General features: G+C 69.9%; 17 protein-coding genes and 1 pseudogene. 13 read left to right on the top strand and 5 right to left on the bottom strand.

The window, feature by feature from the left end:
• Positions 1 to 78 precede the first annotated feature (78 nt).
• From leuS to holA, 4 genes and pseudogenes are all read left to right on the top strand, one after another.
• Positions 79 to 2,670 carry a leucine--tRNA ligase gene (gene leuS / locus P3F85_RS07685; protein ID WP_374010647.1) on the top strand — a complete coding sequence of 864 codons (2,592 nt, stop codon included), beginning with the start codon at positions 79 to 81 and terminating at the stop codon, positions 2,668 to 2,670.
• A 270-nt stretch (positions 2,671 to 2,940) separates the two neighbouring features.
• Positions 2,941 to 3,555, top strand: coding sequence for a ComEA family DNA-binding protein (locus P3F85_RS07680; protein ID WP_374010646.1), 615 nt, complete (start codon positions 2,941 to 2,943; stop codon positions 3,553 to 3,555).
• Positions 3,555 to 5,642 (top strand): annotated as a pseudogene (locus P3F85_RS07675) (ComEC/Rec2 family competence protein); the annotation flags it as partial. The gene P3F85_RS07680 and the pseudogene P3F85_RS07675, both read left to right, overlap by 1 nt.
• 338 nt (positions 5,643 to 5,980) lie before the next feature.
• Complete coding sequence (gene holA / locus P3F85_RS07670; protein ID WP_374010645.1) at positions 5,981 to 7,021, top strand: DNA polymerase III subunit delta; 1,041 nt, start codon at positions 5,981 to 5,983, stop codon at positions 7,019 to 7,021.
• Positions 7,022 to 7,128: 107 nt separating this feature from the next.
• On the opposite strand, the gene rpsT is transcribed toward holA, so the two are convergent.
• Both rpsT and P3F85_RS07660 read right to left on the bottom strand, forming a co-directional pair.
• Positions 7,129 to 7,389, bottom strand: a complete 261-nt coding sequence (gene rpsT / locus P3F85_RS07665; protein WP_374010644.1) for a 30S ribosomal protein S20 — start codon at positions 7,387 to 7,389, stop codon at positions 7,129 to 7,131.
• A gap of 161 nt (positions 7,390 to 7,550) precedes the next feature.
• A complete protein-coding gene (locus P3F85_RS07660; protein ID WP_374010643.1) occupies positions 7,551 to 8,432 on the bottom strand; it encodes an NAD-dependent epimerase/dehydratase family protein in 882 nt (293 codons plus the stop codon).
• Positions 8,433 to 8,519: 87 nt separating this feature from the next.
• On the opposite strand from P3F85_RS07660, the gene P3F85_RS07655 reads away from it, so the two are divergent.
• Positions 8,520 to 9,740 carry an amidohydrolase gene (locus P3F85_RS07655; RefSeq protein ID WP_374010642.1) on the top strand — a complete coding sequence of 407 codons (1,221 nt, stop codon included), beginning with the start codon at positions 8,520 to 8,522 and terminating at the stop codon, positions 9,738 to 9,740.
• Positions 9,741 to 9,791: 51 nt separating this feature from the next.
• Positions 9,792 to 11,645, top strand: coding sequence for a translation elongation factor 4 (lepA, locus tag P3F85_RS07650; RefSeq protein ID WP_374010641.1), 1,854 nt, complete (start codon positions 9,792 to 9,794; stop codon positions 11,643 to 11,645).
• Here lepA and P3F85_RS07645 read toward each other — a convergent pair whose 3' ends face one another.
• Positions 11,646 to 12,254 carry a dihydrofolate reductase family protein gene (locus P3F85_RS07645; RefSeq protein WP_374010640.1) on the bottom strand — a complete coding sequence of 203 codons (609 nt, stop codon included), beginning with the start codon at positions 12,252 to 12,254 and terminating at the stop codon, positions 11,646 to 11,648.
• A gap of 96 nt (positions 12,255 to 12,350) precedes the next feature.
• Here P3F85_RS07645 and P3F85_RS07640 point away from each other — a divergent pair, with 96 nt between their 5' ends.
• Positions 12,351 to 12,998 (top strand): DUF1990 family protein, encoded by a 648-nt coding sequence (locus P3F85_RS07640; RefSeq protein ID WP_374010639.1) that lies wholly within the window; start codon positions 12,351 to 12,353, stop codon positions 12,996 to 12,998.
• Complete coding sequence (gene hemW, locus P3F85_RS07635; RefSeq protein ID WP_374010638.1) at positions 12,998 to 14,233, top strand: radical SAM family heme chaperone HemW; 1,236 nt, start codon at positions 12,998 to 13,000, stop codon at positions 14,231 to 14,233. Before P3F85_RS07640 ends, hemW begins: the two co-directional genes overlap by 1 nt.
• Positions 14,234 to 14,246: 13 nt before the next feature.
• On the opposite strand, the gene P3F85_RS07630 is transcribed toward hemW, so the two are convergent.
• Together P3F85_RS07630 and P3F85_RS07625 are read right to left on the bottom strand one after the other, a co-directional pair.
• The gene (locus P3F85_RS07630) at positions 14,247 to 14,630 is read right to left on the bottom strand and encodes a DUF4870 domain-containing protein (RefSeq protein WP_374010637.1); all 384 of its coding nucleotides are present in this window, start codon (positions 14,628 to 14,630) and stop codon (positions 14,247 to 14,249) included.
• A 110-nt stretch (positions 14,631 to 14,740) separates the two neighbouring features.
• Entirely contained in the window at positions 14,741 to 15,271 is a 531-nt protein-coding gene (locus tag P3F85_RS07625) for a DUF4870 domain-containing protein (protein ID WP_374010636.1), read from the bottom strand.
• A 157-nt stretch (positions 15,272 to 15,428) separates the two neighbouring features.
• Here P3F85_RS07625 and hrcA point away from each other — a divergent pair, with 157 nt between their 5' ends.
• Genes hrcA through P3F85_RS07600 form a run of 5 tightly spaced genes read left to right on the top strand, consistent with a single transcriptional unit; the run spans position 15,429 to position 19,824 of the window.
• Positions 15,429 to 16,451 carry a heat-inducible transcriptional repressor HrcA gene (gene hrcA / locus P3F85_RS07620; RefSeq protein ID WP_374010635.1) on the top strand — a complete coding sequence of 341 codons (1,023 nt, stop codon included), beginning with the start codon at positions 15,429 to 15,431 and terminating at the stop codon, positions 16,449 to 16,451.
• A 51-nt stretch (positions 16,452 to 16,502) separates the two neighbouring features.
• Complete coding sequence (gene dnaJ / locus P3F85_RS07615) at positions 16,503 to 17,615, top strand: molecular chaperone DnaJ (protein WP_374010634.1); 1,113 nt, start codon at positions 16,503 to 16,505, stop codon at positions 17,613 to 17,615.
• A 9-nt stretch (positions 17,616 to 17,624) separates the two neighbouring features.
• Positions 17,625 to 18,353, top strand: coding sequence for a 16S rRNA (uracil(1498)-N(3))-methyltransferase (locus P3F85_RS07610; RefSeq protein WP_374010633.1), 729 nt, complete (start codon positions 17,625 to 17,627; stop codon positions 18,351 to 18,353).
• A 39-nt stretch (positions 18,354 to 18,392) separates the two neighbouring features.
• Complete coding sequence (locus P3F85_RS07605) at positions 18,393 to 18,749, top strand: histidine triad nucleotide-binding protein (protein WP_374010632.1); 357 nt, start codon at positions 18,393 to 18,395, stop codon at positions 18,747 to 18,749.
• Positions 18,736 to 19,824 carry a PhoH family protein gene (locus tag P3F85_RS07600; protein WP_374010631.1) on the top strand — a complete coding sequence of 363 codons (1,089 nt, stop codon included), beginning with the start codon at positions 18,736 to 18,738 and terminating at the stop codon, positions 19,822 to 19,824. Before P3F85_RS07605 ends, P3F85_RS07600 begins: the two co-directional genes overlap by 14 nt.
• The last annotated feature ends 8 nt before the right edge of the window (positions 19,825 to 19,832 follow it).

Raw genomic sequence — 19,832 nt, 5'->3', positions numbered from 1 at the left:
CCCGGGCCTGTCGCCCGGACCTCTTCCGTGCCGTCCGGCTCCCGGATGCGGTACGACGGAACCGAGATTGAGAGTCACGTGGCACACGAGCACCCGCAGGACGACCGCGCTCACGACGAGCGCGCGCAGTACGACTTCACGGCGATCCAGAACACCTGGCTCCCGCGCTGGGACGAGCTGCGCCCCTTCGCCACGGACGACGCGACGGACAAGCGCCCGCGCAAGTACATCCTCGACATGTTCCCGTACCCATCGGGCGACCTGCACATGGGCCACGCCGAGGCGTACGCCCTGGGCGACGTCATCGCGCGGTACTGGCGTCAGCAGGGCTTCAACGTGCTGCACCCGATCGGCTGGGACTCGTTCGGGCTGCCCGCCGAGAACGCCGCCATCAAGCGCGGGCTCGACCCGGCCGGCTGGACCAACGACAACATCGCGCAGCAGAAGGCCAGCATGCGCCGTTACGCGCCCAGCTTCGACTGGGACCGCGTGCTGCAGACCAGCGACCCGTCGTACTACCGCTGGAACCAGTGGCTGTTCCTGAAGCTGTACGAGAAGGGCCTGGCCTACCGCAAGGCGAGCCAGGTCAACTGGTGTCCCTTCGACCAGACGGTGCTGGCGAACGAGCAGGTCGTGAACGGCCGCTGCGAGCGCTGCGACAACCTGGTGACGAAGAAGAAGCTGACCCAGTGGTACTTCCGCATCACCGACTATGCGGACCGGCTGCTGGACGACCTGAACCAGCTGGAGGGCGCCTGGCCCTCCAAGGTCATCTCGATGCAGCGCAACTGGATCGGGCGCTCGACCGGCGCGGACGTCACGTTCGCGATCGAGGGCCGCGACGAGCCGGTCACGGTCTACACGACCCGACCGGACACGCTGTACGGCGTGACCTTCATGGTCGTCGCGCCCGACTCCGACCTGGCCGCAGAGCTGGTGGAGGGCGCGCGTCCGGAGGTCCGCAAGCGCTTCGACGACTACCTCGCCGAGGTGCGCGGGACCACCGAGATGGACCGCCTGAGCAGTGAGCGCGAGAAGACCGGCGTCTTCCTGGAGCGGCACGCGATCAATCCACTGACCGGCGAGAAGCTGCCGATCTGGGCGGCGGACTACGTGCTGAGCGACTACGGTCACGGCGCGATCATGGCCGTGCCCGCACACGACCAGCGCGACCTCGACTTCGCGCGCGCCTTCGACCTGCCCGTGCGCGTGGTCGTCGACACCACGCAGCCGGTGACCGGGGCCATCCCGGTCATCCACACCGACCCGGAGACCGGCGAGCCGATCCTGCCGGAGGAGGCTGCGCTCGAGAACCCGTCGGAGACCGGCGTCGCCCTGACCGGCGAGGGCCGGCTGGTCAACTCGGGGCCGTTCAACGGGCTGAGCAAGTCGAACGCCATCCGCCGGATCACCGAGGCCCTGCAGGGCTCCCACCTGGGCGCACCGGCCAAGAACTTCCGCCTGCGCGACTGGCTGATCTCCCGGCAGCGGTACTGGGGCACGCCCATCCCGATCATCCACTGCGAGCAGTGCGGCGAGGTGCCGGTGCCGGAGTCGGAGCTGCCCGTGCTGCTGCCGCCGGCGGAGGGTCTGGACCTGCAGCCGAAGGGCACCAGCCCGCTCGGCGCGGCCAGCGACTGGGTCAACGTCGCCTGCCCGAACTGCGGTGGACCCGCGAAGCGCGACACGGACACGATGGACACGTTCGTCGACAGCTCCTGGTACTTCCTGCGCTTCCTGTCCCCGAAGGACGACACGCAGGCGTTCGACCCGCGTGAGGCGGAGAAGTGGGCGCCGGTCGATCAGTACATCGGCGGCGTGACGCACGCCATCCTGCACCTGCTGTACGCCCGCTTCATCACGAAGGTGCTGTTCGATCTGGGCTACATCAGCTTCACCGAGCCGTTCACGGCGCTCCTGAACCAGGGCCTGGTGCTCATGGACGGCTCTGCCATGTCCAAGTCGCGCGGCAACCTGGTGAAGCTGTCCGAGCAGCTAGACGAGCACGGTGTGGATGCGGTGCGCCTGACCATGGCGTTCGCGGGTCCTCCGGAGGACGACATCGACTGGGCGGACGTCTCGCCGTCGGGCTCCGCGAAGTTCCTCGCCCGTGCGTGGCGCGTGGCGGACGACGTGACCAGTGCACCCGACGTCGTCTGGAAGACGGGGGACGCGGCGCTTCGCCGGGTCACGCACCGCTTCCTGGCCGACGCGCCGGGTCTGGTGGAGTCGTTCAAGTTCAACGTCGTCGTCGCCCGTCTGATGGAGCTGGTGAACGCGACCCGCAAGACGATCGACACGGGCGCGGGGCCAGCAGATGCTGCCGTGCGCGAGGCAGCGGAGGTCATCGCGATGGCGCTGAACCTGTTCGCGCCGTACACCGCCGAAGACATGTGGAGCAAGCTCGGCTACGAGCCGTCGGTGGCGCTCGCGCAGTGGCGCAAGCCCGATCCGACGCTGCTGATCGAGGAGTCCGTCACCGCGATCGTGCAGGTCGACGGCAAGGTCCGCGACCGGCTCGAGGTGTCTCCGAAGATCGGTTCGGACGACCTGGAGGCGCTGGCCCGTCAGTCCGAGGCCGTCGTCCGCTCGGTGGGCGACCGCGAGATCGTGAACGTGATCGTGCGGGCGCCGCGACTGGTGAACATCGCCACCAAGCCGCGCGGCTGAGTACTGCTGTCTCGCGAGGGCGCCGGGTTGTACACAACCCGGCGCCCTCGGTGTTTCTCCACGGATTCCGGGGCGGACGCGGGGACGTGATCGTGTCTTCCTAGCGTGGAGGGATGCGACACACCGGCGATCCTTCCGCTTCCGACGAGCCCGAGCTGCGTGAGGTGCACGGGGTACCCGACGCGCCTAGTGCGCCCGGCGCGGCCGGCGTGCCCGACTCGCCCGGCGTGGAGCCGCACCACGCGATTGCGCGTCGGTGTGGGTGCTGCCGTGGTGCTCCTCATCCTGGCTGCGGTGGTGGCGGTGCTGGTGTCCGCGACCGCACAGCAGGGGAACACGGTGCCACTGTCGACGCGGGCGGCTGCCTCCGGGCCGCCGACAGGGTCTCTCGCCTCCGCGACGGGTGGGGCTTCGAGCGGTCCGCCGGGTGGTCAGCTGCTCGTACACGTGGCAGGTGCGGTCCGCAAAGCCGGGCTGGTCTCGCTCGTCGCCGGGGCGCGGGTGGTGGACGCGGTGGCTGCGGCGGGCGGGTTGGCGGACGACGCCGACCCGGGCGGTGTGAACCTGGCCCGGCCGGTGGCCGATGGGGAGCAGCTGGTCGTTCCCCGGGTCGGCGAAGCTCCTGCGGCGGGTACCGCTACGGCCGGGGGAGCAGCGGGCGGGGGAGCCGGCGCGAACGGCGGCGGCGCGGGCCCGCTCGTGAACCTGAACACCGCGACGGCTGCCGAGCTCGAGACGCTTCCGCGTATCGGCCCGGCACTCGCCCAGCGCATCGTGGATTGGCGGTCGGCGAACGGCCGGTTCGTGCAGGCCACCGATCTGCTCAAGGTGACCGGGATCGGCCAGAAGCTCTTCGACGGCCTCAAGGACAGGGTGGTCGTCTGATGCCGGACCTGCGCCTCGCAGTGCCCGCGGTCGGGCTGTGGGTCACGTGCGCGGTGCTGATCGGGGCGACCGAGGTGGCCGCCGGGGTCGCCGTCGCTGCTTGTGTCGGGGCGGTCGCAGCAACGACGTGGGCTGTCTTCGTCGGCCGAGGGAGGAGGGAGTCGCGGTACCGCCGCATACCGCGGCTGATTCCCCTCGCCGCGACCGTGCTCGCCGCGATCGCCCTCGGCTCGGCCGCTGTAGCTGCCGCGGCGCCCGGGCGAGTGAATCCGGCACTGGATCGGACGGCCAGCCAATCGGACACGATTCAGGTGAGCATCCGGGTGGAACGGACGCCGCATCGGATGGCTGCGGGCTTCGGTGACCAGCCTCGCTGGACACTTCGAGGGCGCACCGTCGGCGAGCCGAAGGGCATCCCCGTAGCGCTCGAGTTCGATGCCGCTGTCGACACGGCGCGGACCTTCGCGGTCGGGACGGTGGTTCGCGCCGACGTGACGCCGGTGCCCGAAGATCCGGGGGAGGCGGTCAGCTACACGCTCCGGACCTCGGGTGCGGAAGAGCCGGTGATCGAGGACCCTCCACCGCCATGGCTCGCCTGGACGTCCGCGGCGCGTACGACGTTCGCGCACGCGGCCGGAGCGTCGCCCGGCGACGGCGGCGCTCTCCTGCCGGGTTTGGCGATCGGCGACGAGACGGCTCTGCCGCCGCGGCTCGACGAGGCGATGACGACCTCCTCCCTGAGTCACTTGACCGCGGTCTCCGGCGCGAATTGCGCGCTCGTCATCGGGCTGGTCTTCCTTCTCGCCCGGGCCGCGGGGCTCGGGCGGCGCACGCGCATCGTCGCGGCGGGTGCGGCCCTGCTCGCGTTCGTCGCGCTGGTCGGACCGGGCCCGAGTGTCATCCGTGCCGCCGCGATGGCCGGCGTCCTGCTGATCGGACTGGCGCGAGGGCGCGCCGCCGACGGTATCCCGGCACTGTCTCTCGCGATGGTGGTGCTACTCGTCCATGATCCGTGGCTGGCCCGCGACTACGGATTCGCGCTGTCCGTCCTCGCGACGGCGGGACTTCTGGTCCTGGCCGGACCGCTCAGCAGGACTCTCGCCCGATGGATGCCGCGGACGCTCGCACTGGCCCTCGCGGTTCCGACAGCCGCGCAGGTGGCCTGCCAGCCGGTGCTCGTCCTCCTGAGCCCGACGCTGCCTCTGTTCGGGATCCCGGCCAACCTACTCGCGGAACCCGCGGCGCCCGTCGCCACCGTTCTCGGGTGCCTCGCCTGCGCGGTGCTGCCGTGGGTGCCCGGGATCGGAGAGCTGATCGTCAGGCTCGCCTGGGTGCCATCGGCGTGGATCGCCCAGGTGGCGACGTTCACGAGTGGCCTCCCCGGCGTCGCGTTGCCGTGGGTTCCGGGTGTGCTGGGTGTGATCCTGAGCGCAGCGGTGCTGACGGCGGTCGCGGTGCTGATCCTCGCCCGCGGCGCGCCGCGGGTGGTCTCCGCGGCTGCCGCGTTCGCATTGATCGCCGGCGCACTCGTCTACGTCGGCGCCTGGGGAGGTGGTGCGGTCGGCAGAGTACTGGCGATCCCGGACGGATGGCAGGTCGCCGCCTGCGATGTGGGTCAGGGAGACGGGGTCCTGCTGCGAGACGGGAACGCCGTCGCGATGATCGACGTCGGACGAGAGCCGGCGCCCGCTGCCGCCTGCCTCGACCGGCTCGGTATCCCGGCTCTCGAGGTCCTGATCCTGACGCACTTCGACGCCGATCACGTGGGTGGTGTCAGTGGCGTGGCGTCGCGCGTGAAACGTGCGATCGTTCAGCGTCCGGTGCGCGCCTCCGACGAACGGACCCTCGCCGTGCTCACGGCTGCGGGCGTACCCGTCGAGCAGGGGCGGGCGGGGGTGAGCGGGCAGCTCGGAGCGGTGACCTGGCGCCTGCTCTGGCCACCGGGTGGCCGCGCCGGTGACGGTGCTCCCTCGGACATGGACACCGGCAACGCGGGCAGTCTCACGGTGGAGGCGGAGGGCCGGGGGATGCGGTCGATCTTCCTCGGTGATCTGGGGGAGGAGGCGCAGAACGCGCTGCTCGCCACCCGCGCCGTAGGGCCGGTCGACGTGGTGAAGGTCGCACACCACGGCTCGGCGGACCAGAGCCCGGAGCTGTACCGCGCGCTCGGCGCAAAGGTCGGGCTCGTCTCCGTCGGCGCCCACAACGGGTACGGTCACCCCACCGCCAGCGCCCTCCGCCTCCTGGCTGTGTGCGGCACCGTCGTGGTCCGGACGGACCAGCAGGGACTGCTGCTCGTCTCGCCCGGTCCGTCCGGCATCCAACTGTGGAGCGAGCGGAGCCCGGCGACCGACGACGGTGGTCGGCCCTATCCTGGAAGGGCAGGCTCGGGAGTCGTCCGGGCGGCAGACGAACGAGGAGACACGTGGCGACCCGAGGTGGCAGCAGAGGCGGAGCGAGCAAGGCGCGCGCCGCCGCGAGTGCCATCCCGCAGGTGCCGTGGAGCCAGATCCGCGCCGCTCCGGTCGTGCTCGTCACCGGGCCGGAGGGTTTCCTCGCCGACCGGGCCGTACGCACTCTGCGCGACTCCCTCAAGGCCGACGATCCGAGCCTCGAGATCAGCGATCTCCACGCGGGCGACTATGCGCCGGGCGAACTGCTCACCCTCGCGAGCCCCTCCCTGTTCGGGGAGCCGCGGCTGATCCGTGTGGACGCCGTCGAGAAGTGCAACGACGCGTTCCTGGCCGACATGCTCGACTACCTGAACGCGCCGGCGGACGAGACGGTCGTGACCCTCCGGCATGCCGGCGGTGTCCGTGGCAAGAAGCTGCTCGACGCCATCCGCTCGGGAACGGGTGGGGGCATCGAGGTGATCTGTGCCGAGCTCAAGAAGGACGCCGAGAAGTACGACTTCGCACAGGCGGAGTTCGCGTCGGCCGGACGCAAGGTCACTCCCGGGGCGCTACGTGCGATCACGTCGGCGTTCTCGGACGACCTCGCTGAACTCGCCGCGGCCTGCCAGCAGCTGTTGTCCGACTCGGCGGAGCAGATCACCGAGGCGACGGTCGACAAGTACTACGGGGGTCGCGTCGAGACGAACGCCTTCCACGTTGCCGACGCCGCTATCGCCGGACGGCACGGGGAAGCGCTCGTCACCATGCGACACGCGCTCGCCTCCGGTGCAGACCCCGTCCCGATGGTGGCCGCGTTCGCGAGCAAGCTCCGCACGATGGCCAAGATCTCCGGAGCGCGCGGCGGATCCGGCCAGCTCGCCCAGCAGTTCGGGCTGGCGCCGTGGCAGGTCGACCGCGCCCGCCGCGACCTCCACGGGTGGACGGAGGACGGCCTCGGCCGTTGCATCGAACTCCTCGCCGAGACCGACGCCAACGTCAAAGGCGGAGGCCGGGACCCTGTGTTCGCACTGGAGCGGATGATCCGCGTCATCAGCGCCCGCGGCCGCGACTGAGGCCTGCGGCTGCCGCACCCGTACATGCAGCGAGCCCCCGTCCGGACCGAAGTCCTGGAACGGGGGCTCGCTAGCGGCGCGGGACAGGTCCCGCGGGCGGTCGCTGCTTAGAGCGCGGCGACCTGCTTGGCGATGGCCGACTTGCGGTTCGCCGCCTGGTTCTTGTGGATGACGCCCTTGCTGGCTGCCTTGTCGATCTTCTTGGCGGCGGTGCGCAGCGCCGCGCTCGCCTTGTCCTTGTCGCCCGCAACGACGGCCTCGCGGGTGGCGCGGATGGCGGTCTTGAGCTCGCTCTTGACGGCCTTGTTGCGCTCCTGCGCCTTCTTGTTGGTGCCGTTGCGCTTGATCTGCGACTTGATGTTTGCCACGTGTGGTCACTTTCGTTCTGATGAGTTATGGATGTGCCGCTCAGCGGAGAGGGCGCCTTGCGGCGTTTCGTGCGGACACATCCACACGCAAGCCAACAAACAACTCTACCAGTGGGTTCAGCATCCTGCCAATCCGCGACCCGGCCGAGTCGTGAGCGAGATCACACGCGGGCGGGCGCGTACGACCCCACCAGCAACTCCTCGGGAAGCGTGGCGCCGTTCGGCTCCCAGCCGAGGTCGATCCGCGCCTTCGTGCCGCGCGCCTGCTGGTCGAGCAGCAGCGCGTCGGCGAGGCCCGCGCCGAGCCGCGAGCGGGTCTCCTCGACGGACTCCGCGACGACGCCCCCTGCGATGCCGGCGGCCTGCGCCGCAGCCTCGCCGAGTTCGCGCACGGTCGGGTTGTGGCCGCCGGCGCCGATGTACGTCGCCCCGGCCGTGCCGTGCTCCAGCGCGAGCACGTAGAGCGCTGCGAGGTCGTCCACGTGCACGGTCGCCCAGTGCTGGGTGCCGTCGCCGATAAGCCGGAGGGCCGGCGCTGCCTCCGAACCCCGCGGGGCATCGACGATCACGTTCGCGAGCCCCTTGCCGTGTCCGTACACGATGGACGGGACGACGATCATCGCGCGCACGTCCGCCGCAGCGCGCACCAGCGCCTCGGCGGTCCCGCGCCAGGCCGTCAGCTCCGGAGCATCCACCGCGGAGTCCTCGGTGATGTCGTCGTTCGTGCCGTAGGTCCAGATCCCGCCCGTGTGCACGAACGCCTTGGCGGAGCCGGCGAGGCCGCGGAGGACTGCGGGCACCAGCACGGTGTCCACGTCCGTGCTGGAGGCGAGGTGGATGACGCCATCGCTCTCGCGCGCCGCCCGCTCCACGAGCTGCGCATCGGCGGCGTCGCCGATCAGTGCCGTGGCACCCGCCGCCTCGACCGAGGCCGCCTTGCCCGCGTCCCGCACGAGTGCCGTCACGGAGTGGCCTTCGTCGAGAAGGCGGGGGAGGACTGAGGATCCGATGAAGCCGGTCGAGCCGGTGAGGAGGATGTTCATACCTGTCCACAACGCGTGTGATCGTCACGCATTCCCCAGATCGGCGACTCTGCTGGACGGCCGGACCCACGCGCGTAGGCTCGCTCCATGACTTCCACCACCATCGCCATCGTCAACGGTTACGTCGTCCCTGTCGCTCAGGAGCCGATCGAGAACGGCATCGTCCTCGTCCGGGACGGAGTCATCGAAGCGGTCGGCCCCGCGGGCGACGTCTCCGTGCCGGACGATGCGACGGTCGTGGATGCGGCAGGCAAGTGGGTGCTTCCCGGCTTCATCGAGTCCCACGGTCACGTCGGCATCCACGAGGAGGCCAACGGTCCGGCCGGCGACGACACGAACGAGATGACGACGCCCAACACCGCGGCCGTCCGGGCGATCGACGCCATCAACATCGACGACGAGGGCTTCCGCGACGCCTTGTCGGGCGGCGTGACGTCCGTGGTCGTCAAGCCCGGTTCGGGCAACCCGATCGGCGGCCAGACCGTCGCGATCAAGACCTGGGGCGGCCGGATCATCGACGAGCAGGTCATCCACGAGGCCGTCAGCGTCAAGTCCGCGCTGGGGGAGAACCCGAAGCGCGTCTACGGGGGCAAGAACCAGACACCGAGCACCCGCCTCGGGGTCGCGATGATCATCCGTGAGGCGTTCGTCGCCGCGCAGAACTACCGGACCCAGCGCGACAGCGCCGCGCTCGAGGGCAAGCCGTTCGACCGCGACCTCTCGAAGGAGACCCTCGTGCGGGTCCTCGACGGCGAGCTCGCATGGGATCAGCACACCCACCGCCACGACGACATCGCGACCGCTCTCCGCCTCGCCGACGAGTTCGGCTACCGGCTCGTGATCAACCACGGAACCGAGGCGCACAAGATCGCCGACGTGCTCGCCGAGCGCGACATCCCGGTCATCTTCGGACCGATGTTCACCTCGCGCTCGAAGGTCGAGCTGCGCGATCGCGCGATCGCGAACCTGGCCGTTCTGGCCAAGGCCGGCGTCCGGGTCGCGATCACGACCGATCACCCGGTGGTACCGATCAACTTCCTCGTCTACCAGGCGGCCCTCGCGGTCAAAGACGGCCTGCCGCGGGAGACCGCCCTGGAGGCCCTGACCGTCAATCCCGCCGCGTTCCTGCGCCTGGACGACCGCATCGGCTCCCTCACCCCGGGCCTCGATGCCGACGTGGTGCTGTGGTCCGGCGACCCGCTCGACGTGAACTCCCGCGCCGAACGCGTCTTCATCGGCGGCGCCGAGGTCTACCGCTGGGAAGACGGCCAGGGCCACGTGGTGGAGCGCGGCGAGCGCTTCGCCTGACCCGAGCGGGCGTGCCCGGGGGCCGGGCGTTCATGGAAGAATGGCCGAACGATGTCACCACGAGCTCTTCAGGCCCTCGAGCCCGCCGCGACGGCCCCGGCCTCCCTCCGCAACTTCTGCATCATCGCGCACATCGACCACGGCAAGTCGACCCTGGCCGACCGCATGCTGCAGATCACCGGCGTGGTGTCCGACCGCGACATGCGCGCGCAGTACCTCGACCGCATGGACATCGAGCGCGAGCGCGGCATCACGATCAAGAGCCAGGCCGTCCGCATGCCCTGGGCCGTCGACGGCGAGACGTTCGCTCTCAACATGATCGACACGCCCGGGCACGTCGACTTCACGTACGAGGTCTCGCGCTCGCTGGCGGCGTGCGAGGGCGCGATCCTGCTGGTGGACGCGGCCCAGGGGATCGAGGCGCAGACCCTCGCGAACCTCTACCTCGCGCTCGAGAACGACCTCACGATCATCCCGGTGCTCAACAAGATCGACCTCCCGGCCGCCGACCCGGACAAGTACGCGGCCGAGCTCGCGAGCCTCATCGGCGGCCGCCCGGAAGACGTGCTGCGCGTCTCGGGCAAGACCGGCATGGGCGTCGAAGCCCTGCTCGACCGCGTCGTCGCCGAGATCCCCGCGCCGACCGGCGACGCCGACGCTCCCGCCCGCGCCATGATCTTCGACTCGGTCTACGACAGCTATCGCGGCGTCGTCACCTACGTCCGGATGGTCGACGGCAAGCTGCAGCCGCGCGAGCGCATCCAGATGATGTCGACCAAGGCCACCCACGAGATCCTCGAGATCGGCGTCTCCTCGCCCGAGCCGACTCCCTCCAAGGGTCTGGGCGTCGGAGAGGTCGGCTACCTGATCACCGGCGTGAAGGACGTCCGGCAGTCGAAGGTCGGCGACACGATCACCACCGCGTCCAAGCCCGCGACCGTCGCCCTGCCCGGCTACACGGAGCCGAAGCCGATGGTGTTCTCGGGCCTCTACCCGCTCGACGGCAGCGACTACCCCGAGCTGCGCGAGGCCCTCGACAAGCTGAAGCTGTCGGACGCTGCGCTCGTCTACGAGCCCGAGACGTCCGTCGCGCTCGGGTTCGGCTTCCGCTGCGGCTTCCTGGGCCTCCTGCACCTCGAGATCATCACCGAGCGGCTCTCGCGCGAGTTCGGCCTCGATCTCATCACGACCGCCCCCAGCGTGATCTACGAGGTCACGACCGAGGACAAGAAGACCGTCACCGTCACGAACCCGAGCGAGTTCCCGGGCGGCAAGATCGAGAAGGTCGAGGAGCCCGTCGTCAAGGCGGCCATCCTCGCGCCGAAGGACTACGTCGGCGTGATCATGGAGCTCTGCCAGGGCCGCCGCGGATCCCTGCTCGGCATGGAGTACCTCGGCGAGGACCGGGTCGAGATCCGCTACACGATGCCGCTCGGCGAGATCGTCTTCGACTTCTTCGACCAGCTCAAGTCGAAGACGGCCGGCTATGCCTCGCTCGACTACGAGCCCTTCGGCGAGCAGGAGTCCGACCTGGTGAAGGTCGACATCCTGCTCCAGGGAGAGGCAGTGGATGCGTTCAGCGCGATCGTCCACCGCGACAAGGCGTACGCCTACGGCACGATGATGGCCTCCCGCTTGCGCGAGCTCATCCCGCGGCAGCAGTTCGAGGTCCCGATCCAGGCGGCCATCGGCGCCCGGATCATCGCCCGCGAGAACATCCGTGCGATGCGCAAGGACGTCCTCGCCAAGTGTTACGGCGGCGACATCACGCGTAAGCGCAAATTGCTCGAGAAGCAGAAGGAGGGCAAGAAGCGCATGAAGATGGTCGGCCGCGTCGAAGTCCCCCAGGAGGCGTTCATCGCCGCGCTCTCCGGCGACACGGAGAAGAAGGACGCCAAGAAGTAGTCACGCCCGCCGGTAGGTGTTCACCAGCACACCGGAGGGCAGGCGTCGCGATTCCGCGAGGCCGAGCCGCGCGGACGGGAACCCGTCCGGGAACAGCTTCTTGCCCGTCCCGAGGAGCAGCGGGTAGACGCACAGCCGGTACTCGTCGATGAGGCCACGGCCGGCGAGCGTCCGGACCAGTTCGGTGCTGCCCCAGATGCGGATCTCGCCGTCGATCTCCTGGCGCACCCGTTCGACCTCCTCGGGCACATCCGGCCCGAGCAGGAACGAGTTCTTCCAGCCGAGCTCGGTGCGGGTGCGCGAGGCCACGTACTTCGGGATGCGGTTGTAGCGGCGGGTCAGCTCCCCTTCGAGTCCGGGTGCGTTCTCGTCCCAGACACCCCACGACCGGGCCCAGATGTCGTAGGTCTTCCGGCCGAGGAGGAGCGCCTCGGTGCGGCTCTCCCACTCCCGCACGAGGTCCTCTCCGCTATCCTCCGGGTGCTCGGCGTCGAAGTCCATCGCCCAGCCGCCGAGCTCGAAGCCGCCTTCACGGTCCTCATCCGGTGCACCTCCGCCCTGCACCACTCCGTCGAGGCTGATGAAGGCCTCCACCACGATCGCGCCCATCCATGGACCCCTTTCATCCCGACGAGTACACCACTCCCGGGCGCCGGACGGCAGACCCGTTTCGCGAACCCCTGCGACATGGCGGAAGATGAATACATGCGTCGTTCGAGCTTCACCGACCAACCCGTCACGTACGGGGCGGTCGGCGCCACCCAGGCGGCGGATCTGCTGTACTACCCGCCGAAGGGCTACAAGCCGCTCGAACGCAGCATCCGCCTGGGCAGCGGCGACGAGCGCTTCGAGACGGCCGCAACGGCCCTGATGGCGTGGGGCGTGCAGAAGGGGAGCGGCATCCAGGTCACCGATGTGCAGGAGGGCACCGGCGTCCAGTACGAGGGCGTCGAATTCGGTCCCGACGGGACGCCGGTCCGGATGCGCGCGAACCGGCCGGAGGAAGACGTCTTCGCCGACGATGGCACTCCGTTTGTCCGCAATGGGATGACCGCCGTGCTGAAGATCCCGTTCGGCCCGTTCCGGGTCGCAGCGCCGATCCGGGTCGTCTACGTCATCGACGAGCCGCACCGCCGTGGCTTCGCCTACGGGACGCTGCACGGGCACCCGGAGAGCGGAGAAGAGCTCTTCCTGGTCGAGCAGCGGGAGGACGGGACCGTGTGGTTCCGGCTCCGCGCCATCTCCCGCCCGTCGAACGCGTTCTACCGCATCGTCGCGCCCGTCCTGCTCGGCGTGCAGCGGCGCTATACCGCCAAGTACCTGCGTGCGCTCCACCCCGTGAGCTCCGCCTGATGCCGAGCGCGCTTCCTCTCGGCGACCCCGCGCCCGCGGACGGCCGGCTGCCCGCCACGGCCGCCGGCGACGCCGCCGACCGCGACTTCGGGGTGTACCTGCACGTGCCGTTCTGCCGGGTCCGGTGCGGATACTGCGACTTCAACACCTACACGGCGACCGAGCTCCGCGGCGTCTCGCAGTCCGACTACGCCGGTCACGCCGTGCGCGAGGTCGCATTCGCCGCTGACGCGCTGCGCGCGAGCGGAGTGCCCGAGCGTCCCGTCTCCACCGTCTTCTTCGGCGGCGGCACCCCGACGCTCCTCCCGCCGGGTGACCTGGGCGCGATGCTCGGCGCCGTCCGCGACGCCTGGGGCCTGGCCGACGGCGCAGAGGTGACGACCGAGGCCAACCCGGACTCCGTGGATGCGGACGATCTGCGCCGCCTGGCCGACGCGGGCTTCACGCGCGTGTCGTTCGGGATGCAGTCCGCCGTCCCGCACGTGCTCCAGACGCTGGAGCGCACCCATGATCCGGCGCGCATCCCACTGGTCGTCGGGTGGGCGCGCGAGGCGGGACTCCAGGTCAGCCTCGACCTGATCTACGGCACGCCAGGGGAGTCGCTCGACGACTGGTCGCGCAGTCTCGACACCGCCCTCGCGTGCGAGCCCGATCACCTGTCGGCGTACGCGCTGATCGTCGAGGCGGGCACCAAGCTCGCCCGTCAGATCCGCTCCGGGCAGGTGCCCGAGCCCGACGACGACCTCGAGGCCGACATGTACGAGCTGGCCGACCGGCGGCTCGCCGACGCGGGCTACGACTGGTACGAGGTGAGCAATTGGGCGACCGACGAGGCGCACCGCTCGCGCCACAACCTGTCGTACTGGCTGGGCCACGACTGGTGGGGGATCGGCCCCGGCGCGCACAGCCACGTGGGCGGCGTCCGCTGGTGGAACGTGAAGCATCCCGCCGCCTACGCCCAGCGGGTGCTGGCGGGAGAGTCGCCTGCGGCCGGACGCGAGACCCTGGATGCTGAGACGCGGCACGTGGAGCGGGTGCTGCTCCTGAGCCGGATCCGCGAGGGCGTGCGGACGACGGAACTCGGCGATGCGGGGCGCCGCGAGGTCCCCGCTCTCATCGCCGACGGCCTGGTGGACGGACGAGCCGCCCTCCGCGGGTCGATCGTGCTGACCCTGCGGGGGCGGCTCCTTGCCGACGCGGTGGTGCGCCGGTTGCTGGCGGACGAGGCCGCCTGACCGAGCGGTTCGCTCAGCTGACGAACTTGATCGCCACCGGGTACGTGTAGTACTCGCCCTGGTTGGCCTTCACCGCGGCGATGATGCTGAAGACGATGTCGAGCACCCACGCGGCGATGATGATGAAGATGCCCACCACGACGATCGACAGGATGCCGCCGACGACGTAGGCGATGAAGATCGTGATCTGGAAGTTCAGCGCCGTCGCGGTGTGGGCGCGGACGAAGGGCCCGCGGTCCTTCAGCACGAGGTAGCCGATCAGCGCAGGGATCCAGCTGAACAGGATGCCGCCGATCTGGACGAGGGTCGCCCAGAGCTTCTCGTCGGCCGGGCTGAGCTGCGGCGCCGAACCTCCGTAGGGCTGCTGCGGCGGAGGCGGCGGGGGTGTCGCGGACATGGTGCTGTTCTCCTCTGTGTCGGACAGGGCCGGTGCCCGACGGAGCCGGGCAGGGTGGACCACAGCCTAGGGCCCGGGGCCCGAGGCTGAAAAGAGCCTGAACGCGTTGACTACTTGATGAAGCGGAAGTTCACCGGGTAGCGGTACGTCCCGCCGCTGTTCACGCGGACGAAGCCGAGGATCGAGAACACCAGGTTCACGATGTACAGCGCCCACGGGATCAGCAGCCCGAAGAGCAGGTAGCCGATGCCGTAGGTGAAGCTGCCGATGATGATCCCGATGATCTGCGACGCCACCCACGCGATGATCCACGTGATCTGCCAGTTGAGGGCTTCCTTGGCCTCCTGGTTGGTGAGGCGGCCGCGGTCCTTGAAGACGAGCCAGATGATGAGGGAGGGCAGGATCCACAGGATGCCGCCGAGGTGCGCGAACGCAGCCCACTGCTTGTCCTGCGCTGCGTCGAGGGGAGCAGCAGGCGCTGCGGCGTAGGGCTGCTGCGGGCCACCGGCCGGCTGGGCGTACGGCTGCTGCGGCGGGACGTTCGAGTACGGCTGCTGGGGCGGCTGCTGCGGCGGGACGCCGCTGGGCTGCTGCGAAGGGATGCCCCCGGCCGGGTCGGAGGGCTGGTTCGGGTCTGTCATCGGCGGAACCCTTTCGTGATCGGTTGCGAGCGTGTCGAACCGTTGCACATAAGGTACTGCTGCCGTGTCACAGCCAGCAATCATCCTGAGCACGTTTCGTCGCGATAGGATTGGCACTCAGGAAAGGCGAGTGCTAATCGGTCGACGGGAGGCGGGAATGGTTTCGGAACGCAGTCTCGAAGTGTTGCGCGTCATCGTCCAGGACTACGTGGCGTCGCGCGAACCGGTGGGGTCCAAGAGCATTGTCGAGCGCCACTCCTTCGGTGTGTCGGCGGCCACCATCCGCAACGACATGGCCCTGCTCGAAGAGGAGGAGCTGATCGTGGCTCCGCACACCTCGTCCGGCCGTGTCCCCACCGACAAGGGGTACCGGTTGTTCGTCGACCACCTTGCCGAGATGCGCCCGCTCACGCAGGCCCAGCGCACCGCGATCGAGACCTTCCTCGGGCACTCCGCCGACCTCGACGATGTCCTGTCGCGCACCGTCCGCCTTCTGTCGCAGCTCACCAACCAGGTGGCGCTCGTGCAGTACCCCTCGGTCGCTCGGTCGCGCATCCGCCACATCGAGCTGGTGGCCCTATCCCCGCGGCGGCTGCTCAGCGTGCTGATCACCGACTCCGGAGCGGTCGAGCAGCGCGTGATCGAGCTGTCCACCGAACTGAGCGATGAGGACGTCGCCGAGATCCGCGGCGCCATCAACGGCGCGGCGGCCGGCCTCACCCTCGCCGAGGCCACCGCGCGGTTGCGCGAGCTGCCCACGGCGCTGAGCGAGCGGACCCGCGCCCTCGTCGATCCCGTCGCCAGTGCACTGCTCGACCAGATCGCCGCCAACCGGCAGGAGAAGCTCGTCATGGCGGGCGCGGCCAACCTGGTCCGCACCGAACTCGACTTCCCCGGCACCATCACCCCGGTGCTCGAGGCCATCGAGGAGCAGGTGGTCCTGCTCCGCCTGTTCGACGAGATGGCGACCGACCAGAACGGGGTCGGCGCCAGCATCGGCCGCGAGAACGCCGGATCCGGTCTCACGGAAGCATCCATCCTCGCCAGCGGTTACAGTGCGGCAGGATCGGATGTCGCCCGCATCGGCCTGCTCGGACCGCTCCGCATGGACTACTCGAGCAACATGGCCGCCGTCCGCGCCGTCGCCCGATACCTTTCGCGGCTGCTGGGCGACCAGTAGCAGCCCCCGCACTTTCCACGAACCCGATCGAAAGAAGAAGGAACCGCCCACGTGGCCGACCACTACGAAGTACTCGGCGTCGAGCGAGACGCCAGCCCCGACGAGATCAAGAAGGCGTACCGCCGGCTCGCACGGGAGCTCCACCCGGATGTGAACCCGAGCGCCGAGGCGCAGGAGCGGTTCAAGCTCGTGACGCACGCCTACGACGTCCTGAGCGACCCCCAGCAGCGCCAGCAGTACGACCTGGGAGGCTCCGGCGGATTCGGCGGTGGCGGAAGCGCCGACTTCTCCGGGTTCAGCGACATCTTCGAGACGTTCTTCGGCGGGGGCGGGGGAGCGACCCGCGGACCCCGGTCGCGCCGTGAGCGCGGTCAGGACGCGCTGCTCCGCGTGGAGGTCGATCTGGACGAGGTCATCTTCGGCACGCACCGCGACCTCGAGGTCGACACGGCCGTGGTCTGCGAGACCTGCAACGGCTCCTGCTGCCAGCCGGGCACCCAGCCCGTTACCTGCGACATCTGCCACGGCACCGGCAGCATCCAGCGCTCGGTCCGCTCCCTGCTCGGCAACGTGATGACGTCGAGCCCCTGCGGCACCTGCCGCGGCTACGGCACCGTCATCGCCACGCCGTGCGTCACCTGCCAGGGTCAGGGCCGCGTGCGCGCCCGTCGTTCCGTGCCGGTCGACATCCCCGCCGGCGTCGACACCGGGCTGCGCCTGCAGATGCCGGGGAGCGGCGAGGCCGGCCCGGCCGGTGGCCCGAACGGCGACCTCTACCTCGAGATCAAGGTCAAGCACCACGAGATCTTCAGCCGCGACGGCGACGACCTGCTCTGCACCCTGGAGCTGTCGATGACGGATGCGATCCTCGGCACCACCGCGACGGTCAAGGCGCTCGACGGAGACATCCGGCTGGAGCTCAAGCCGGGCACGCAGTCCGCCGACATCATCAGCGTCAAGGATCGCGGCATCACCCACCTCCGTGGCAGTGGCCGCGGTGACCTGCGCGTCGGCATCCAGGTGGTCACCCCGACCAAGCTCGACCACAAGGAGAAGGAGCTGATCAAGAAGTTCGCGGCGACCCACAAGGCGGGCGAGCCGTCGCTCGCGCGGTTCCAGCAGGGGCTGTTCGCGAAGCTCCGCGACCGGTTCCTCAACCTGTAGCGGGCGCGGATGGCGTCCCTCTACCTGCGCGAAGACCTCGACGACGTCGAGGTCGGTGCACGGCTGTCGCTGACCGGCGCCGAGGCGAAGCACGCCGCGACGGTGAACCGCACCCGGCCGGGCGAATCCGTCCTGATCGGCAACGGCCGGGGTCTGGTGGCGTCGGGCGAGGTGCTGGTGGCGACGAACTCCGAGCTGACGATCGACGTGGAGGCCGTCTCGCGCGTCCCGCGTCCGGCGCCCGCGATCGCGCTCGTCCAAGCCCTCGCGAAGGGCGACCGCGACGAGCTCGCGATCCAGGCGGCGACCGAGCTGGGCGTGGATGCGGTGGTGCCGTGGGTGGCCTCCCGCTCGGTGTCGCGGTGGGAGGGACCGAAGGTAGCCAAGGGCCGCGAGCGCTGGGCGACGATCGTCCGGGAGGCGGCCAAGCAGTCGATCCGCGCGTGGACGCCCGAGGTGGGGGAGCTGTCCACGACCCGGCAGATCGCCGCGCTGACCGCGGGGGCGCGCGTCCTCGTGCTGGAGCCGGATGCCGAGACGCCGCTCACCGGAATCCGGCCGGACGGCCGCGACCTCGTGCTCGTCGTCGGCCCCGAGGGCGGCATCGCGCCGCAGGAACTCGCCGCGCTCCGCGATGCGGGCGCGGAGCTGGTCCGCCTCGGCGCGACGGTGCTCCGCACCTCGACCGCCGGTCCCGCGGCCCTCGCCGTGCTCAACGCGGCGCTCGGCCGCTGGTGACCCCGCCGCAGTGTCGGCGCGCGCGAATAGGATAGAGGCATGGCAGAGACGGAGCGTTCGATCTTCGCGGCGATCATCGCGGGCGAGATCCCGGCCGACGTGGTGTACGACTCGGAGCGCGTGATCGCCTTCCGCGACATCGCGCCGAAGGCGCCGCTGCACCTTCTCGTCGTGCCCAAGACCGAGGAGTACCGCGACGTCGCGGAGCTCGCCGCCGGCGATCCGCAGCTGCTGGCCGAGCTCGTGGCCACGGCGAAGCGGCTGGCCGATGAGCACTCGGACGGCGACTTCCGGCTCATCTTCAACACCGGCGCGGGAGCGGGCCAGACCGTCTTCCACGTCCACGCACACGTCCTCAGCGGCGACCTCCAGGAAGGATCACTTGCCCAGCTCTGAATCGACCCAGCCGGCCCCGGGAGAGGCGGGCGCAGAGGCGCGCCTGAGCGTCGACGGCATCCAGATGGTGCGGCTTCTCGGCCCACAGGACCGCCTGCTCAGCACGCTGGAGCGGCAGTATCCGCTCGTGAACGTGCACGTGCGCGGCAACGACATCACCCTCTCGGGCGACGCGACGCAGGTCGCGGCGGCGCAGCGGCTCGTGGAAGAGCTGCTGGAGATGGTGCGCAATGGTCAAGATCTGTCGCCCGCCGAGGTGACCAGTTCCGCCCGGATGCTCGACACCGACCTGAACCTGAGCCCGTCCGACGTGCTCGGCCAGGCCATCCTCACGGCTCGCGGCAAGAGCATCCGCCCCAAGACGCTGGGGCAGAGCCAGTACGTCGACGCGATCGACCACAACACGATCGTGTTCGGCATCGGCCCGGCCGGTACCGGAAAGACCTACCTCGCGATGGCGAAGGCGGTGCAGGCCCTCCAGCGCAAGGAGGTGACGCGCATCATCCTGACCCGTCCCGCAGTCGAGGCCGGTGAGCGTCTCGGCTACCTGCCCGGCACGCTGACCGACAAGATCGATCCGTATCTGCGCCCGCTGTACGACGCGCTCAACGAGATGATGGATCCCGAGCTCGTCCCCAAGCTGCTCGCGGCGGGGACCATCGAGGTCGCCCCGCTCGCCTACATGCGCGGGCGGACCCTGAACGACTCCTTCATCGTCCTCGACGAGGCGCAGAACACGACGCCCGAGCAGATGAAGATGTTCCTGACCCGTCTCGGCTTCAACTCCAAGATGGTCGTCACCGGCGACATCACCCAGGTCGACCTGCCGAACGCCGCCAGCGGTCTCCGGCTCGTGACACGTGTGCTCGGCGACATCGACGACATCCACTTCGCCCGCCTCACCAGCGAAGACGTGGTCCGCCACAGCCTGGTCGGCCGGATCGTCGACGCCTACACCGACTACGACGCGCGCCAGCAGGCGCGGCACTACGAGCGGGAGCAGGCGGCCGAGTTCGCGAACCGCGCCGAGCGCCGCGGCGGCAGCCCGCGCGACCACCTCCCCAAGCGCCGATAGAACGACCG

This window comes from Leifsonia sp. T36S-04, assembly GCF_042465655.1.
Classification (GTDB): domain Bacteria; phylum Actinomycetota; class Actinomycetes; order Actinomycetales; family Microbacteriaceae; genus Leifsonia.
The sequence above is the reverse complement of the archived record's forward strand: the minus strand, read 5'-3'. Positions and strand labels throughout refer to the sequence as shown.

Coding starts and splice junctions, on each gene's coding strand:
- P3F85_RS07660 (WP_374010643.1), bottom strand. CDS start 8,432: ATGAACATCCTCCTCACCGGCTCGACCGGCTTCATCGGATCCTCAGTC.
- P3F85_RS07655 (WP_374010642.1), top strand. CDS start 8,520: ATGACTTCCACCACCATCGCCATCGTCAACGGTTACGTCGTCCCTGTC.
- lepA (WP_374010641.1), top strand. CDS start 9,792: ATGTCACCACGAGCTCTTCAGGCCCTCGAGCCCGCCGCGACGGCCCCG.
- P3F85_RS07645 (WP_374010640.1), bottom strand. CDS start 12,254: ATGGGCGCGATCGTGGTGGAGGCCTTCATCAGCCTCGACGGAGTGGTG.
- P3F85_RS07640 (WP_374010639.1), top strand. CDS start 12,351: ATGCGTCGTTCGAGCTTCACCGACCAACCCGTCACGTACGGGGCGGTC.
- hemW (WP_374010638.1), top strand. CDS start 12,998: ATGCCGAGCGCGCTTCCTCTCGGCGACCCCGCGCCCGCGGACGGCCGG.
- P3F85_RS07630 (WP_374010637.1), bottom strand. CDS start 14,630: ATGTCCGCGACACCCCCGCCGCCTCCGCCGCAGCAGCCCTACGGAGGT.
- P3F85_RS07625 (WP_374010636.1), bottom strand. CDS start 15,271: ATGACAGACCCGAACCAGCCCTCCGACCCGGCCGGGGGCATCCCTTCG.
- hrcA (WP_374010635.1), top strand. CDS start 15,429: ATGGTTTCGGAACGCAGTCTCGAAGTGTTGCGCGTCATCGTCCAGGAC.
- P3F85_RS07610 (WP_374010633.1), top strand. CDS start 17,625: ATGGCGTCCCTCTACCTGCGCGAAGACCTCGACGACGTCGAGGTCGGT.
- P3F85_RS07605 (WP_374010632.1), top strand. CDS start 18,393: ATGGCAGAGACGGAGCGTTCGATCTTCGCGGCGATCATCGCGGGCGAG.